The sequence below is a fragment of the Sphingobium sp. TomTYG73 genome, from assembly GCF_055394245.1.
In genome coordinates this window covers 925679-941718 of record NZ_AP027340.1, presented here as the reverse complement: position 1 = coordinate 941718, position 16040 = coordinate 925679, and the positions used below count along the sequence as shown (strand labels likewise).

16 protein-coding genes are annotated in these 16040 nt (G+C 60.5%); 9 read left to right on the top strand and 7 right to left on the bottom strand.

What is annotated here, in order from left to right:
* Positions 1-16: 16 nt before the first annotated feature.
* The 3 genes from ACZ5TH_RS17030 to ACZ5TH_RS17020 are packed head-to-tail and all read left to right on the top strand — an operon-like array spanning position 17 to position 2046.
* On the top strand, positions 17-778 hold the full coding sequence (locus ACZ5TH_RS17030; RefSeq protein ID WP_464795418.1) for an SDR family NAD(P)-dependent oxidoreductase: 762 nt from the start codon (positions 17-19) through the stop codon (positions 776-778).
* Positions 779-799: 21 nt separating this feature from the next.
* A complete protein-coding gene (locus tag ACZ5TH_RS17025; RefSeq protein ID WP_464795417.1) occupies positions 800-1594 on the top strand; it encodes a ThuA domain-containing protein in 795 nt (264 codons plus the stop codon).
* On the top strand, positions 1591-2046 hold the full coding sequence (locus tag ACZ5TH_RS17020; RefSeq protein WP_464795416.1) for a nuclear transport factor 2 family protein: 456 nt from the start codon (positions 1591-1593) through the stop codon (positions 2044-2046). The genes ACZ5TH_RS17025 and ACZ5TH_RS17020 overlap by 4 nt, the downstream gene beginning before the upstream one ends.
* Here ACZ5TH_RS17020 and ACZ5TH_RS17015 read toward each other — a convergent pair.
* The 4 genes from ACZ5TH_RS17015 to ACZ5TH_RS17000 form a co-directional block, all read right to left on the bottom strand.
* Complete coding sequence (locus tag ACZ5TH_RS17015; RefSeq protein ID WP_464795415.1) at positions 2043-3158, bottom strand: acyl-CoA dehydrogenase family protein; 1116 nt, start codon at positions 3156-3158, stop codon at positions 2043-2045. The genes ACZ5TH_RS17020 and ACZ5TH_RS17015 overlap by 4 nt on opposite strands.
* A gap of 4 nt (positions 3159-3162) precedes the next feature.
* Complete coding sequence (locus ACZ5TH_RS17010) at positions 3163-4368, bottom strand: acyl-CoA dehydrogenase family protein (RefSeq protein WP_464795414.1); 1206 nt, start codon at positions 4366-4368, stop codon at positions 3163-3165.
* A gap of 102 nt (positions 4369-4470) precedes the next feature.
* Entirely contained in the window at positions 4471-5268 is a 798-nt protein-coding gene (locus ACZ5TH_RS17005) for an enoyl-CoA hydratase/isomerase family protein (RefSeq protein WP_464795413.1), read from the bottom strand.
* A 112-nt stretch (positions 5269-5380) separates the two neighbouring features.
* Complete coding sequence (locus ACZ5TH_RS17000) at positions 5381-5890, bottom strand: MarR family winged helix-turn-helix transcriptional regulator (RefSeq protein WP_464795412.1); 510 nt, start codon at positions 5888-5890, stop codon at positions 5381-5383.
* Between the two features lie 224 nt (positions 5891-6114).
* On the opposite strand from ACZ5TH_RS17000, the gene ACZ5TH_RS16995 reads away from it, so the two are divergent.
* From ACZ5TH_RS16995 to ACZ5TH_RS16985, 3 genes are all read left to right on the top strand, one after another.
* Positions 6115-6921 (top strand): enoyl-CoA hydratase/isomerase family protein, encoded by an 807-nt coding sequence (locus tag ACZ5TH_RS16995; protein ID WP_464795411.1) that lies wholly within the window; start codon positions 6115-6117, stop codon positions 6919-6921.
* Between the two features lie 102 nt (positions 6922-7023).
* On the top strand, positions 7024-7773 hold the full coding sequence (locus tag ACZ5TH_RS16990; protein WP_460988892.1) for an SDR family NAD(P)-dependent oxidoreductase: 750 nt from the start codon (positions 7024-7026) through the stop codon (positions 7771-7773).
* A gap of 26 nt (positions 7774-7799) precedes the next feature.
* Positions 7800-9239: an aromatic ring-hydroxylating oxygenase subunit alpha gene (locus ACZ5TH_RS16985; protein ID WP_464795410.1), complete on the top strand. Its 1440-nt coding sequence runs from the start codon at positions 7800-7802 to the stop codon at positions 9237-9239.
* 87 nt (positions 9240-9326) lie between these two features.
* Here ACZ5TH_RS16985 and ACZ5TH_RS16980 read toward each other — a convergent pair whose 3' ends face one another.
* Genes ACZ5TH_RS16980 through ACZ5TH_RS16970 form a run of 3 tightly spaced genes read right to left on the bottom strand, consistent with a single transcriptional unit; the run spans position 9327 to position 12605 of the window.
* On the bottom strand, positions 9327-10022 hold the full coding sequence (locus tag ACZ5TH_RS16980) for a 2-oxo acid dehydrogenase subunit E2 (RefSeq protein ID WP_464795409.1): 696 nt from the start codon (positions 10020-10022) through the stop codon (positions 9327-9329).
* Between the two features lie 49 nt (positions 10023-10071).
* Complete coding sequence (locus tag ACZ5TH_RS16975; RefSeq protein ID WP_464795408.1) at positions 10072-11208, bottom strand: epoxide hydrolase family protein; 1137 nt, start codon at positions 11206-11208, stop codon at positions 10072-10074.
* Positions 11208-12605 (bottom strand): phosphotransferase family protein, encoded by a 1398-nt coding sequence (locus ACZ5TH_RS16970; RefSeq protein WP_464795407.1) that lies wholly within the window; start codon positions 12603-12605, stop codon positions 11208-11210. The genes ACZ5TH_RS16975 and ACZ5TH_RS16970 overlap by 1 nt, the downstream gene beginning before the upstream one ends.
* A 196-nt stretch (positions 12606-12801) precedes the next feature.
* On the opposite strand from ACZ5TH_RS16970, the gene ACZ5TH_RS16965 reads away from it, so the two are divergent.
* The 3 genes from ACZ5TH_RS16965 to ACZ5TH_RS16955 all read left to right on the top strand — a co-directional run bounded on the left by ACZ5TH_RS16965 (position 12802) and on the right by ACZ5TH_RS16955 (position 16020).
* Positions 12802-13968 (top strand): acyl-CoA dehydrogenase family protein, encoded by a 1167-nt coding sequence (locus ACZ5TH_RS16965; RefSeq protein ID WP_464795406.1) that lies wholly within the window; start codon positions 12802-12804, stop codon positions 13966-13968.
* A 23-nt stretch (positions 13969-13991) separates the two neighbouring features.
* Entirely contained in the window at positions 13992-14975 is a 984-nt protein-coding gene (locus tag ACZ5TH_RS16960; protein WP_464795405.1) for a thiamine pyrophosphate-dependent dehydrogenase E1 component subunit alpha, read from the top strand.
* A 79-nt stretch (positions 14976-15054) separates the two neighbouring features.
* Entirely contained in the window at positions 15055-16020 is a 966-nt protein-coding gene (locus ACZ5TH_RS16955; protein WP_464795757.1) for an alpha-ketoacid dehydrogenase subunit beta, read from the top strand.
* Positions 16021-16040: the final 20 nt, after the last annotated feature.

The window sequence follows — 16040 nt, the reverse complement described above, 5'->3', positions numbered from 1 at the left end:
GAGAAAGGTCAGTCATATGAACATCATGGGCAAGATTGCGCTCGTCACTGGAGCGGGGCAGGGCGTGGGGCGCGGTATCGCGCTGGCTTTGGCGGCTGGCGGAGCACTTGTGATATTGGCTGGCCGCACAAAGGCCAAGCTGGACGCCGTGCAAGCCGAAATAGCGGCTGCGGGAGGCGAGGCGGACGTGGCTCCACCCGCCGATGTGAGGAACGCGGCGGACATAGAGGTTCTCGTCGCCTATGCCGCCGATCGTCATGGCGGCATCGATATTCTGGTCAACAATGCACAGCAGGCGGTGCTGGCGCCGCTGCTCGACATCGATGATGAGGGGCTTTTGCTGACCTTCGAGAGCGGACCGTTCGCGGCGTTCCGCATGATGAAGGCGGTTCACCCCCATATGAAGCGGCAGGGCGGCGGGGCGATCATCAACATCGTCTCTTCCACCGCCGTCAACTGGGACACGAGCGGGACCGCCGCTTATTCGGCCGCAAAACAGGCGATCGGCGCGATCACGCGGGCGGCGGCATCCGAATGGGGACCAGACGGCATCCGCGTCAACAACATCGCGCCTCTTGCCGGGTCGCCCGCCATGCTCGCCTGGCTTGACGCCAAGCCGGAGGGACCGGACGCCTATCTGTCCACCATCCCCATGCGGCGGATCGGTGACCCCCAAGCCGATATCGGACGCGCTGTCCTTTTCCTCGCGAGCGAAGATGCCGCCTACATCACCGGCGCGACGATCCCGGTGGATGGCGGTCAGGCGAACTGGAACTGAAGCGATGGCAAGGGAAAAGCAATGAAGGATGAACCGGCAAGCGGCATCGTGCGAGCGTTGCTCGTAATTGGTGGAAACTTTCATGATTTCGACATGGTGCGCCGCCGCTTGCTGGAGCGGTTGGGGGAGCATGAGCGCATCAGGACGACATGCACCAACGATTTTCATGATCTGGACGCGCTGAGGACCGCTGATTTTCTGGTGACCTACACCACGAACATCTTCCCAGAAGGCGAAGCCCTGTCAGAACTGGAACAATTCCTGGCGCGCGGCGGAAGATGGCTCGCCGTCCATGGCAGCGCGGCCTATATCGAGTTTTCCGGCCCAGAGGTGGAGATTGGCGGCATCAAACTGCCCGGTCTTACGGACACGCCAGACCGGCATCCGGCCTATATGGATCTGCTGGGCTGCCGCTTTCTCTCCCACCTCGCGCCCCAGCCCTTTACCGTGCGCCCCGTATCCGACCACCCGATCGTAGCGGGCCTGCCACCGTTCGAAGTGGTGGACGAACCCTATATTCTGGAGTTGCGTGGCGAGAGCGAGATATTGCTCGAGTCTCGCTATACCGGCGACGCGCCCGGTTATGTGAAGGGGCCATGGTTGGAGGATGTGCCGCGTCCGCAAGCGGTGCTGCATCGTCACGGCGCGGGCGAAGCGCTGTTCCTGGCGCCGGGCCACAGCTGCGGACGATATGACATGCAACCCTTTATCGCCGAGATCGAGCCGCAGGTGGGACCGTGGGACAATCCTGTCTACATGGAAGTCATCCGGCGGGCGATCCGCTGGGGCGCGCGCATGTCGGTTAGCGCGCCATGACCTATCCCAGCCCTATCGAAGCGGTATTGAAAGCCGCATATGCGCTCGATGAAGCCGTTGATGCCAAAGATTGGCGGCGCGTAAGACGCAGTTTCACGCCCATGGTCATTGTGAGGATAGGGGTTCTGGTAGGCGATGAGGCTGCGGTCGTGCCTGTGGACGAATTGGTGGCAGGGATCGCTTCACTCAATCCTCCCGCCAAGACGTCCTGCCACATGTTGCTCAACCCGATCGTTTCCGTGACGGCCGAACATGCGACCCTGCGGGCAAAACGCTACGGCTGGGCCAGCTGCGAAGAGTTGACGCCGCCGCTTCATGAGCTTTGGGGCCTGCTCTCCTATTGCTTCAGGCTAGCAGACGGGGAATGGCTGATCGAAGAAATGGGCCTTGTTACGCTGCGTGAAGCGGGGAATCAGGACGTTGCCCTGTTTCGCGATGTCGCCCAATCCTAACGACCTTCTACCTCGTCCGTCGCTTGAGCGAAGCGAGCAAGATGCATATCGGCGTCGCCAAACTGCCGCGCGATGACGAAGATGCGGCGATAATGGTGGCTGATATTCAGCTCCTCGGTCACGCCGATCCCGCCGTGAAGCTGGATCGCCTGCTGGCCCACGAACAGCCCTCCGGTTGACGCCTGAACCTTGGCCGCTGACACGGCGGCGGTCCTGATCGCCTCTTCTTCTTCCATCGCTCCCAGCGCATTGAACAGCGCGGAGCGCGTCATCTCCACCTCTATCAGCATGTCTGCCATGCGATGCTGAAGAGCCTGGAAATTGCCGATGGTCGTGCCGAACTGCTTGCGGACCTTGAGATAGTCACGCGTCGCCCAGAGTGCAGCGTCCATGATGCCCAGCGCTTCGCCGCAAACGGCAAGGATGGCATGATCAACGGCCAGCGCGACGGCACGTTCGGCCTCAGCGCCCTCCATGAGCAATTCGGCCGACGCACCCTCCAGATGGATGTCGCAGACCCGCCGATTGTCCAGGGTACGATAAGGGCGCAGATCGACACCAGCCTGACCCTGTTTAACCAGATAAATGCCGACCCGATCGTCATGCCGAGCGGTCACGAGGAGCCAGTCTGCGTGGTTCGCGCCCTCGACCAGAGATTTGACCCCGGTGAGGAGCCGCGACGACCCCGAACCTTCCGCGCGCGTTTCGACAATCCGCCAGTCGCCACGCCCTTGAGGCTCCTGCAAGGCGACAGCGGCGCGCTTCTCGCCCATGATCAGGTCCGCGAGCATGGCGCTCGCCCTGTCCGATCCAATGGTCGCCAGCAATTGGGTGGCGAGGACATGGCCGACAAAGGGTTCGGTCACCAGACCGCGCCCCAGTTCCTCGGCTATCAGCGCATTTTCTGTTACGCCGCCGCCAAAACCGCCCGCCTCTTCCGTCAGTCCCGCGCCAAGCCAGCCCAGTCCAGCGAAGGCTCCCCAATGATCCGGCGCGGCTCCGTCCGCCGATCGGATGACGGCGAACCGCTTTTCCCAGTCATATTCCCGTTCGACGAAGCGCCGGACGCTGTCCCGCAGAGCGTCCTGCTCGGCTGTATAGTTGAAATCCATGATGTCACAGCTCCAGGACGGTCTTGGCGATCAGGGTGCGCTGAATTTCGTTCGCCCCGCCATAGATGGTGGTTGCGCGGCGGAACATCGCCTTGGCCGCAACGCCGATGCCATGTTCCGGCGTGGGGCTGACGCCATGATCCTGATCGTACAGGCGATATTCGGCGTCGCCATCGGTGCTGACGGCTATGCCATGGTCGCCCAATGCTTCGGCGGCGAGGTCGGCCACGCGCTGGCGCAGTTCCGATCCGCGAACCTTGACCAAAGATGCGACGGACGCACTGCCATGATTGTCGGAGGTCAGTGCGCGCAGCACCGCGATTTCCAGCGACTTCGTGTCGATCTCTATCCGGGCCAGCTTCGCGCGAAAGAGCGGGTCTTCGATCAACGGACGCCCGTTCTTCCTCTCGATCCGAGCGATTTCGCGAAGCTGCGCGATGTCACGCCGGGTGTGCGGGACTTCGGCGCTGTTGGTGCGCTCATTCCCCAGCAGGAACTTGGCGTGGGTCCAGCCTTGCCCTTCCTCCCCGATGAGGTTTTCCACTGGCACGCGCACATCGTCGAAGAAGAATTCGTTGACCGTCAGTCCCTCGTCCAATGTCCAGATCGGGCGGCGGGTGATGCCGGGCGTCTTCAGGTCCACGACCAGCGACGATATGCCAGCCTGCGGCTTGACGTCAGGGTTGGACCGCACCAGCATGAACATCATGTCGGCATGATGCCCTTCGGTGGTCCAGGTCTTTTGCCCGTTGACGATATAATGGTCGCCATCCCTCACCGCGCGCGTGCGCAGCGATGACAGATCGGAGCCCGCGCCCGGTTCCGAAAATCCCTGCGCCCAGAATGTCTCGCCCAGCCTTATGCCGGGAAGATAGGCCTGCCGCTGCTCTTCGGAACCAAAGGTGTAGATGACAGGCGCGACCAGTTCGGCACCGATCCGGTCTGCGGTTGGCGCATAGGCGCGGCGCGTCTCATCCTCGAAGATGAACCGCTGAACCGCGCTCCAGCCGGGACCGCCATGGGCGGCGGGCCAGTGCGGCATCGACCATCCCCGCTCGGCGAGAATGCGCGTCCATGCCGCCTGATCCTCGCGGTGGGGATGAAAGTCGTGGCGGCCGCGCCGGGCGAGCTCCGCTGGAAGGTTGGCTTCCACAAACGCACGGATTTCAGCTCTGAACGCCTTATCATCTTCACTGTAGGCGGGATCCATCGGCTCAACCTAGCCCTAAATAGTGTGTGTCAATACCATATGCATACATACGTAATGCAGGGGAACGCAAGATGGAAAGCGCCCCAATCCTTCGAGCCGCCATCAACGGCCAGTGAAGGACGGATGCCGCTTCTCGCGAACCGCGCGCAACGCTTCGCCGAAATCGGCGGTGTAGGTCGCCAGTCCTTCATAAGCGACGCCAGCTTCGAACACGGAACTGAACAATTGCCGCAGGGCGATGTTGGTGACCGATTTGGTGTAGCGTATCGCCGATTGCGCGCCGCGGGCGAGGCGTTCCGCATATTTGGCGACATAGCCGTCCAGTTCGGCCGCCGGAACCACGAAGCTGATCAGATTGCATCTTTCCGCTTCCACCGCGCCGATTGCCTCGCCGGTCAGCAGATAATGCTTCGCCTTGCCGAAACCGATCAGTTGCGGCCAGATCAGGGCGCCCCCGTCACCGGCGACCAGCCCCAGCTTGACGTGGGGATCGGCGAAGCGGGCATGATCGGCGGCGATGACGATGTCGCACAATAGGGCAATAGACGCGCCGAATCCGATCGCGTCGCCATTTACCTTTGCGATCACCGGCTTGGGGCAGTCGAGCAGGCCCATGACGATGCGCCGCATGCTCTTTGCATCATTGACGAAAGGCTCACGGCGGCCTGCGGCCTGGTCTTCCAGCCACTCCAGGTCGCCGCCTGCGGAAAAGGCGTTGCCTGATCCGGTCAGGACGATGATGTCGCTCTCGGCGTCGTCCGCAGCGTCGAAGAAGACGCGGGCCATTTCCTCATGGAGAGCGGAACTGACGGCGTTCAGCACGTCTGGGCGGTTCATCCTTATGGTCAGAACCCGTCCTTCACGCTCGAAAGCGAGGGTTTCATAATGCTCGAACTTCATGTCCTCTCCCAGTGATGCTTGGGTTCGCTCGACCTTGTAACAACAGATAGCAGAACTTAGAACGCTAGCATACTATCGACCGCAAAAATATGCGAACGGCGCGGAATTTGCCTCACTCCAATATTTTCGTTCCGCCCGCGTCGACCGGCAAGCTGCCCGACAGGAGTCGGTTTGATTCCTCCAGAAGGTCCGTCAGCATGGCGATTCGTTCGGACCCGAGCTTTCGCGCGAGCAGCTCGTCCTGCTCAACCGCCCCAATTTTCAACGGCTGGTGCAATGTCTGCCCTTTTGCGGTCAAGTGGACCATTACCAGTCGCCGATCGGCCGCGACACGCCGCCGCTCTATTATGCCGGCTTTCTCAAGCCTCTGAAGCGTCTGTCCGATTGTGGCTTTGCCAATCTCGAGTCTTCGTGACAATTCCACCTGAGAGAGAGGTTCTTCCAGCCATAATTCTCCAAGAACATAGGCTTGCGCGGGCGCTATTCCCGTCATCCTGATTCTCTCAAGATAATCCGCTTGCGTGATACGGGCCAGCAATTGCGCCTGATATGCCAATGTCTTCTTGAACATCGGGAATGAGCATTGTTGCGCATCGTTATCCGGCTTTTCAGCCCGCTTCATCTTGTCACTGCTTCTCGCCACCCTCATCCCCCCTTGTTCCGTGCCGGATGCCGTTGCGAATCATGCCGACGTTTGGCGGTGGCCTTGTCTCATCATCTTGCATCATGGCCCTGCCTGCATCAATAAATGACATTTGTATGTTTATGCGCCATATTGTAGTGACGGTTGTCAAGGAGCGTTGAGCGATACTCCAACGCGATCTGCCAGAATCAGGAGAGAAGCACGTGAAGGGAAATGTGGACACGCAATGGCCCGCTGAGGGCATCGCATTGATCACGGTGGGCGATGGCGGCGTATCGGGAAGCCTTACCACCTGCGCCACGGTGAGCCTGCTTGCGGATGCATTGGAGGCGGCGATCGAGCAAAAGGCCCGCGTCATCGTGCTCGCGTCATCCATGGAGGGGCACTGGCTCGAACATGCCTATCTGAGCGACATCGTGAACCTGGTCGAAGGTAAGGCCGCCACCGGCGATCCCGCCGGGTGGTTCCGCTCGCTCCAGCTTCTCAACCGTGGGCCTGCGGTCACGATTGCCGCGATCAACGGTGACACATCGGGCGGCGGTTGTGAGTTGGGCTGGGGATGCGATCTGCGGGTTGCCGAGGAGCAAGCGCGCTTCAGCCAGCCGGAAGTAGCCATTGGCGCAGGCACCGGGATCGGCGGAACGTCCCGCCTGATGCGTCTGATAGGACGGACGGCCACTGCCGAAGTCGTCCTGACAGGGCGCCCCCTGACCGCGCAACGGCTATATGAGCTTGGCGGCCTCAATCGCGTGGTTCCGAAAGGCAAAGCAGTCGAGGAGGCGCTTGCGCTCGCCCGGCATATCTCGTCGCTCCCGCCGCAGTCGGTCGCCGGGATGAAGAAGATGCTGGGCGAAGCGGAAGACCTCAACCAGAGCCAGGGCATCGAGAACGATCAGCTGATCAGCCAAGGCTTGTTCGCGCACCCGGACAGCGTGGCCAGCATGAAGGCGATTCAGGCACGCTTCGACGCTGGCGAAGACATGGAGCAGCTTTACTGGAAAAATGACTAATGTCGGCTATTGAAAATAGTATGCTAGCATAGTAATGATGATGGGGCGCGGAGGCCGGTCGTCCGGCCCTGCCAGTCATTATCCAAAAATGGGAGAGGGTTCATGGATCTGGGCTTGTCAGGATTGAAGGTCATCATGGGCGGCGCGACCCGCGGGATCAGCCGCGCCGCCGCCGAACTGTTCGCTGCGGAAGGCGCGCAGTTGGGCCTCTTCTCGCGCAACGGAGACGCGCTGGAGGAATTCAACAGCGAGTTGGGCGGCAAGGCCGTCACACGGGAATTCACGCTGGAGGACCGCGAAGGGTATAAGGCGATGCTGACGGGCCTCGCCGAAGAACTTGGCGGGTGCGACATATTCATCCATTCGATCAGCTCATCGGGCGCGCAAGGCGCCATGGACTGGGATGAAAGCTATCGTATCGACATGCTGGGCGCGGTCGATGCATGCGAAGCACTCGAGCCATATCTTGAAAAGTCGCAAGCTGGCTCGGTCATCTTCATGTCGAGCACGGCCGCAATCGAGACATTCCTGATGCCTCAGGCGTTCAATGCCATCAAGGCGGCGCTGATCACCTACGGCAAACAGCTGTCGCAGGTCTGGGCGGCGAAGGGCGTGCGCGTCAACATGGTGACACCTGGCCCGATCAGCTATCCGGGCGGGAACTGGGAAGGTGCCAAGGCGCTCATGCCGGACCTCTATAACGGCATCGTTGCCCAGATTCCGATGGGACGTCTGGGATCACCCCAGGAGGTTGCGAAGTCGATCGTATTCCTCGCCAGCCCGGCGGCCGATTACGTTACGGGGGCCAATCTGGTCATCGACGGCGGCTTTACGAAGCGTGTCCAGTTCTGATCCGGGGGTACTCAGGAGTAAGGTAAATGGCGGCAAATGCTCGCTACGCGGAAATCCGGTTCAACGACCGTCCGATTAAAGAACAGCTGTCTGATCCGGAAAGCTTTATCCTGGAGCCGGGGGAAGTCACCGCCGACTTTGAAAAGAAGTCGCCTTGGCGTCTGGAAGACCTCCACCCTAATATCGCTGATTATCGCACCGTCAAAACCAGCAGGTCCATCGACCCGGCGGTCATGGCGGCCGAGGAGGAGCGGTTGTGGAGCAAGGTCTGGCTGCTGGCGGGGGTTTCCAGCGATATCCCTAATGTCGGCGACTGGTTCCGGTTTGACGTCGGCAAGCAGTCCATGATCATTGTCCGCAACAAGGAAGGCGTGGCGGCCTTCTACAATGTATGCAAACATCGTGGGAATGAGCTGGTACAGGATGATTTCGGCCACGGCGCCACGTCCTTTACCTGCATCGTGCACAGTTGGCGGTTCAACCTGAACGGTAAGAATGTACGCGTGACCGACCGGGAGACATTCCGCGAGGAGGCGCTGTGCCAGAACCTGGACCTGACCCCGGTCCATGTCAGGGAATGGGGCGGATTGGTGTTCGTCAGCATGAATCCCAATCCGATGCCGTTTGAGGAATATTACGCCGATCTTCTGCCGATGCTGGCTTCCTACAAGATTGAGGAGATGTTCGTCGTCAAGCATTTGGCGGTCGATATCCCCGCAAACTGGAAGACGATGTACTCGGCGTTCAATGAGACCTATCACGCGCACGCGACGCATCCCCAGATCAAACCTTATGTTGATGACCATTATGTCCAGTACGACTTCTACCGTAACGGGCATAATCGCAATCTGTTCTCGGTAGGCTCTGTCAGTCCTCGTTGGCCGGATAATCGCTTCGTCAATGTCGGTCTCGCCTATTTTCTTCAGGAAGCGGGCGTGAAGATGTCCGCGCTTAAAGGCGACGCGCGGCATGTTCGCCGGGCATTGCAGCAGGCCAAGCGCAGCGAGAATAATCCCTTTGGCGTCGATTATTCCGGCTATACCGACAATCAGCTGACCGATGACTGGAACCCGTCGCTGTTCCCGAACGTGACGATGAACATGCATCCCGAAGGCATATTGCTCCAGCGGTTCCGGCCTCATCCGACCGACCCGGAACGCGGATATCAGGACGTCTTCGTCTTGTCTGCCAAGCTGGCGGAAGGTCGGCGGCCGCCAGCCTATATGGGCGTGGAGGACGACGTCGATGTTTCGGGCAAGGTTCGCCCCCCGATCCGTCGTTCCACCCACGAAAACCCCATGGCAGGTGAAGTGGTCGAGCAGGACATCGCCAACATGGTGACGATGCAGCGCGGCATGCGATCAAAGGGACTGAACGGGACCATCGTCTTTTCCGAGCAGGAGCGCCGCATTCAGCATTTCTATGCTGAACTCGACCTCTATCTTGAAGGCAAAAAGGGGGGCTGAGCCACGCTATTTCGCCAGAAATGGCATGGTAAGGCCAAAGGGGCCGTGCATCGGATGATACGCGGCCCCTTTCTTGTCAGCTGCGGGTCAGATCGTGGGAGGAGAGAAGGCAGCGCCGCTTTCCAGTTCTTGGGCCAAACGGGTGAGGAAATCGCCTGCGGGGGCGCCATCAATGATCCGGTGATCGACGGTCAGTGACAAGCCCATAACCGGCCTCACCACTATGGTCTGGCCATCTTCCGCTACCCACGGCTTGGCCGTCATGCGGCCCAGGCCGATGATCGCTTGCTGAGGATAGCTGAGGATCGGCGTGAAATGCTCGACGCGGGTGAGGCCCAGATTGGTGACCGTCACCGTGGCTCCTGTTAGCTCGGCGATGGTGAGCTTGTTCACCCTTGCCCGCGCCACCAGGTCCGCGCGTCGCTCCGCAATGTCGGGCAGGGAAAGGTTGCCTGCATCGAAAATGGCGGGTGCGACCAGCGCGCCGGGCAGCGCGATCGCGCAGCCGACGTGAATCTGCTCCTGCGGCTCCACGCCACGATCCGTCTCCACCGCATTGAACAGGGGAAAATCGCGCAGGATGGATGTTAGGGCGGCGATGATCAGATCTTCATAGCCCAATTTCGTGTCGGCCGCTTTCCAGCTATTGCGGGCAGCGACAAGCGCGGATGCGTCAATGTCGCAGAAGAAGCTGAGCTGGGCGGTCTTTTGCAGACTTTCACTCATCTTCTGCGCGATGATTCCCCTGATGCCCGTCAGGGGGAGTATGTTCTCAGACGCCATTATATGCCCTCAATATCAGTGATTGGATCGCACTTCGCCGCACATGCTGTCAGCCGCGGAGCGCCCGGAAGCAGTCGCGGAGTTCGCGCACGAAGATGTCGGGTTGTTCCCAGGCGGCGAAGTGGCCGCCCTTATCGACATTGTTCCAGTGAATGATGTTTTCAAAGTAACGGTCCGCCCATGCGCGGGCAGGCCAGATGATCTCCCGCGGAAAGTGGCTGTAACCCAGCGGCACCCGGACATTTCTGGGCCGGAAGCCGCTCATGCTTTCCCAATAAAGCCGCGCGGACGACGCGCCGCTGTTGGTCAGCCAATAAAGGGTGATGTTGTCCAGCATCTCGTCCAGAGAAAAGACGCTTTCGGGTACGCCGTCGCAATCGGACCAGCGTTGCAGCTTTTCATAAATCCACGCTGCCTGGCCGATCGGGGAGTCCGCCAGCGCAAAGCCGATCGTTTGCGGCTTGGTCGCCTGAAGCCGGGCATAGGCGGATTCCACGTCATTAAACTGCCGCATCGACTCCAGCGCCGTCTGCGCTTCAGGATCGAGAGAGTCCCCCAGATCGGGTGGAACGATTGAGAGCATGTTGAAGTGCACAGCCGCCAGCTCCGCAGGTTCATCGACCGCGAGGCACATCGTCACCAACGAACCCCAGTCGCCGCCCTGCGCCACATAACGCTCATACCCTAACCGCCGCATCAACTCGGCCCACGCTTTGGCGATCCGTTCCACTCCCCAACCACTGACGGGAGGCTTTTCGGAAAACCCATAACCGGGGAGAGAGGGTATGATGAGGTGGAATGCGTCTGAAGCCTTCCCGCCATGGGAAAGCGGATCGGTCAGCGGGCCGATGACGTTGCGGAACTCCAGCACTGAACCAGGCCAGCCATGTGTCAGCAGGAGCGGCATCGCGTCCGGCTCGGCCGAACGGATGTGGAGGAAATGGATGTCCAGCCCGTCGATGCGCGTGCGGAACTGGCCAAGGCCGTTAAGCAGCGCCTCGCATTTCCGCCAATCGTAATTTGTCCGCCAATGGTCGGCCAAGGCCCGCAGCCGGGCTGATGGCACGCCCTGTTCCCAGCCTGATACAGGCTCCTCGTCCGGCCAGCGCATCCGCTCCAGCCGCTGGCCCAGATCGTCAAGCTGCTCCTGCGGAACGTGAAGCGCGAACGGTTCTACGAGGCGCATCACGAACGCTTCAGCACGGAACGCAGCACCAGGGCGATGCGGTGCATCAACCGTTGCGTGAAATGTGCCCCTGCGCTTGCAACCAATATGTCGTCGCTCAGACCTTTCTCAAAGGTATCGCGTCCGCCCTTGAGCACCAGATTCATGAGCCGTAATCCGGCACGTAGAGCGAAATAATCAATCTGCCTCTGCGGAATGTCCAGGCCGCCCGCAGCGCGATAGGCATCCATGAAACTTTCCCAGTCAGTCGCTGCGATCACGACCGGGTAACAATAGCCGAGGTCCTCACCCGGATGACCGATCGCCGCCTGCTCCCAGTCAAGAACCGCGGTGATGTTGCCGTTCTCGGCCAGAACATTATGAAAAATCATGTCATTGTGGACGATCGATCGCCGGTCATCCAGACAGTCGACATTGGCGCGCAGCCAGGAAATGGCGGCCGACATGGTAATGGAAGGCCAGCGGGCAAGGGCGTGCCATTCGCTCGCCATCTCTGCCAGTTCCGCCTGCCAGCTTTCAGTGTCGAATGAACTGCGCGAAGGGCGCAGGCCCTGTCCCACCTCTTCGACCGGCTGCTTGTGCAGGATCGCCATCTGCCTGGCCAGATCCAGCACGACATTGCGGTCAGCGACTGGCAGCCAATATTCCGGTTGCGCTGTCGTGCCCGGGGCATGCTCGACCAGCATGAAGGGGGCATCGAGCCACGCGGGGTCCGTTTCGACCATAACCGGGGCTGGCACGCGCATGCCCGCCTTATGCAGCAGGTCCAGCAAATTGAACTGTGTCAGCTCGTCCAGGAAGCTGTCATTGGTGGCAAGATTGGGGATGCCGCGCTGGATGACCAGCCGGGCAGGCAGATCACCCATATCTGTTAGGCCAAGGAGCGCCGTCTGGCGCGACCTGCCGCCGACGACCAGTTTGAACGAATCGACGCGCAATCCTTCGCGCCCGGTTAGCTTTCGGAGATAGGCTTCCAATCTTTTGGGATCGATGGAGTCCTTATCCGCTCCCATCTGCCGGGGTGGCGCACGCTCGACATCGTCCATGCGCGCGACGGCTGACTCCAGAAGTCCGCGCTCACCGGCTATCGCGTCCCTGAAAGCGGTAAGTTGATCGCCCCGGTCCAGACATTCGGCCACGTCTGTGATGACCGCGCCTGTCGTTCGATAGGCGGCGGCGTTTTCAGCGGGGCCTCCTAATCGGTCTGTGTCAACGAGCTGCACCGGACTGGGCGAGTCCATGAAGGCAGATGGCCCCATTTCCAATCCATTGGCCGTAGCGGTCAGGACTCGTATGCCATTGTCCAGCGTGGCGCGTGCATCGCTGTCGGTGACGAAGGGGCGCACCTCTCGCTGCAAGGCTTCGGCCACGGCCCAAATATGACGTGCGTTTGTCATCGGCTTCCTCTTTAGACCGCATGCATATGGTACGATGACATATTAATCAACAGACGCATTGCAGGAGGTCAAAATCCATCCTTTTCCGCGCTACCCCTCAGCGCGCTTGACATAGGGAGTGGAGCATATAGTAATATCGCGTACCAATGTTTGGGCGCGCTTGAATCGGCAAGCCCCGCGCAAAGAGAGCAGTGCAGTGGATATAAGCTTATCAGAAGAACAGGAAGCCATCCGTGACAGTGTGCGGAAGGTGTGCGACCAGTTCGGCGACGATTATTGGTCCCGCTGCGAAGATGAAAAGACCTTCCCATCCGAATTCCACAAGGCGATGGCTGATACCGGATGGTTGGGCATCACCATGCCGGAGGAATTTGGCGGCGCCAATCTGGGCGTAACCGAAGCCGCCATCATGATGCACGAAGTGTCGGCCAGCGCAGGCGGCTATTCGGCGGCGAGCACGATCCACCTCAACATCTTCGGCCCCCATGCCGTGGTGGTTCACGGCACGGCCGAGCAGAAGAAGCGGATGCTCGAACCGCTGATCGCGGGCACGGATCGCGCCTGCTTCGGCGTGACGGAGCCGGACGCCGGGCTCGACACGACAAGTATCAAGACCTTCGCGACGAAGGCGCCTGGCGGATATCGCGTCACTGGCCGCAAAATCTGGACATCGTCCGGGCAGGTCGCGAACAAAATCCTGCTGCTGACCCGCACGACGCCCAAGGAACAATGCAAGAAGCCGACCGACGGCATGACGCTGTTCTACACCGACCTCGACAAGAGTCAGATTGAGGTGCGCCGTATCCCCAAGATGGGCCGGAACGCGGTGGATTCCAACGCCACCTTCATCGATGATTATTTCGTGCCGGATGAGGACAGGATCGGTGAAGAGGGCAAGGGGTTCCATTACATCCTGCACAGCCTCAATCCCGAACGCATACTCGTTGGCATCGAAGCGGTCGGGCTGGGCCGGGGAGCATTGGCGCGAGCGGCCAAATATGCCGGCGAGCGCAAGGTGTTCGGCCGCTATATCGGCCAGAATCAGGGCATCCAGCATCCGCTGGCGGAAAACTGGACCTATCTGGAATCCGCCTACTGGATGATCATGCGGGCGGCGCACCTGTATGACACGGGTAAATCCTGCGGCGCGGAGGCCAATGCGGGCAAGTTCCTGGGCGGCCGCGCTGCCTTTGACGCTTGCACTCGCGCCGTCATGACGCATGGCGGCATGGGCTATTCGACCGAATATCAGGTGGAAAGGCTGTTCCGCGAGTCAATCCTGATGCGGATCGCGCCGATCACCGAGCAACTGATCCTGAGCTTCATCGCGGAAAAAGTCCTGGATCTGCCGAAGTCCTATTAAGAAAATCAGCTGGAGTGGATGACATGTCCAATTGGCCAAAACCAGACGCGGCAACGCTCCTGGAAATCTATCGCAAGGCAACACTCATCAAGCAGAATGACGAACATGTCATCAAGCAGATGATGGCGGGCAAGCTGGTGATGCCCTATTACAGCCCGCGCGGGCAGGAAATCATCCCCTCGGCAATCTCCGTCAGCCTGGATGATGATGATTATATCTGCACCATCTATCGCGGCATCCACGACATGCTGGCCAAGGGTTTTCCTCTGGATGAGCTATGGGCGGAACTTGCAGGCAAGGTAACCGGCACGTGCAAGGGCAAGGGTGGGCCGATGCACCTGACCTGCCCTGGAAAGGGCATGATGGTGACGACCGGCATCGTGGGATCGTCCATGCCGATCGCCACCGGCCTTGGCTGGGCAGCGAAGCTCGACGGCCGGAACCGGGTATCCGTTGCGAACTTTGGCGATGGGGCGACCAACATCGGCGCTTTCCATGAATCGATGAACATGGCCGCCGTGTGGAAGCTGCCTGTCATTTTCCTGTGCCAGAACAACCATTATGCCGAGCATACGGCTCCCGAATATTCGCGCGCGATTGATCGTATTTCGGATCGGGCTGCGGCCTACGGCATGCCCGGTGTGACCGTGGACGGGAACGACCCGGATGAAATGTTCGGCGCCGCCAAGGTGGCGATCGAACGCGCCCGGGCAGGGGAGGGGCCGACGCTGATCGAGGCCATGACCTTCCGCTTCAATGGTCATATCCTCGGGGAGGCGGGCCATTATATGGACAAGGCCATCTATGCCGAGGCGCAGACCAAGGACCCGATGCCAGTCCTGCGCGCCCGGCTGCTGTCGGAAGGCATCGCCACGGAAGCGGACCTGGCTGAGATCGAAAAGGACGCGGACAGCCGGATCGTGGCCGCGATCGAAGCCGCCATGGCGGCAGACTTCCCCGACGTCGCCGAACTGAAGCGTGACGTGTTCGCTGAAGAAATCGCTTGAGGTAATGGCAATGACCGACACAATCACTGCATCCGCCGCGCAGGCTTCACCCGCGTCGCAGGACACCGAACCCAAGAAGATGACGATGGTCGAGGCCATCAATCTGGCCCTTCACGATGCCATGGAGGCCGATTCCAAGGTGATCGTCCTTGGCGAGGATGTCGCCGATCCGCAGGATGGCGGCGTCATGGGCGTGACCAAGGGTCTGTCCACCCGCTTCGGCGAAGAGCGCGTCAAATCCACCCCCATATCCGAACAGGCGATTATCGGCGCCGCGATCGGCGCGGCCGTGGGCGGGTACAAGCCGGTGGCCGAGATCATGCTGATGAACTTCATCGCCGTCCCGATGGACATGATCTTCAACCATGCCGCCAAGCTGCGCTTCATGTCGGGCGGCCAGACCGGCGTGCCGATGGTCATCCGCACCATGACGGGCTCGGGCTTCTCCACCGGCGGTCAGCATAGTGACTATCTTGAGGCATGGTTCGCCCATACGGCAGGCATAAAGGTGGTCGCCCCCTCGACCCCTGACGATGCCTATGGCCTGATGCGGGCGGCGATCGACGACCCCGATCCGGTACTCTTCATCGAAAATATGCCAAGCTATTGGACCCCCGCACCGGTGACCAAGCAAGTGGTGCCGATCGGCAAGGCGCGCATCGCTCGCGAAGGCGCCAATGTGACGATCATCGCGCATTCTCTTATGGTGACGCTCAGCCTGGCCGTGGCCGACGCACTGGCAGCGGAGGGCGTTTCGGTCGAGGTCATCGACCTGCGCACCATCTCGCCCTGGGATCGCGAAACCGTGCTTGCCTCCGTGCGCAAGACCGGCCGCGCGGTTGTCGTGCATGAGGCGGTGAAGCAGTTTGGCATCGGCGCCGAAATCGCATCGGTCATCTCTGAGGAACTGTGGGGCACGCTCAAAGGGCCAGTCCAGCGGGTGGGGGCAGCCTATTGCGCCGTGCCATTTTCCAAACCGCTGGAGCAGGCGTTCGCGCCCAGCGCCGATACGATCCAGGCTGCCGTTCGCAAAGCGCTGGCCTGATCAGCAGGGAAGGAATATCG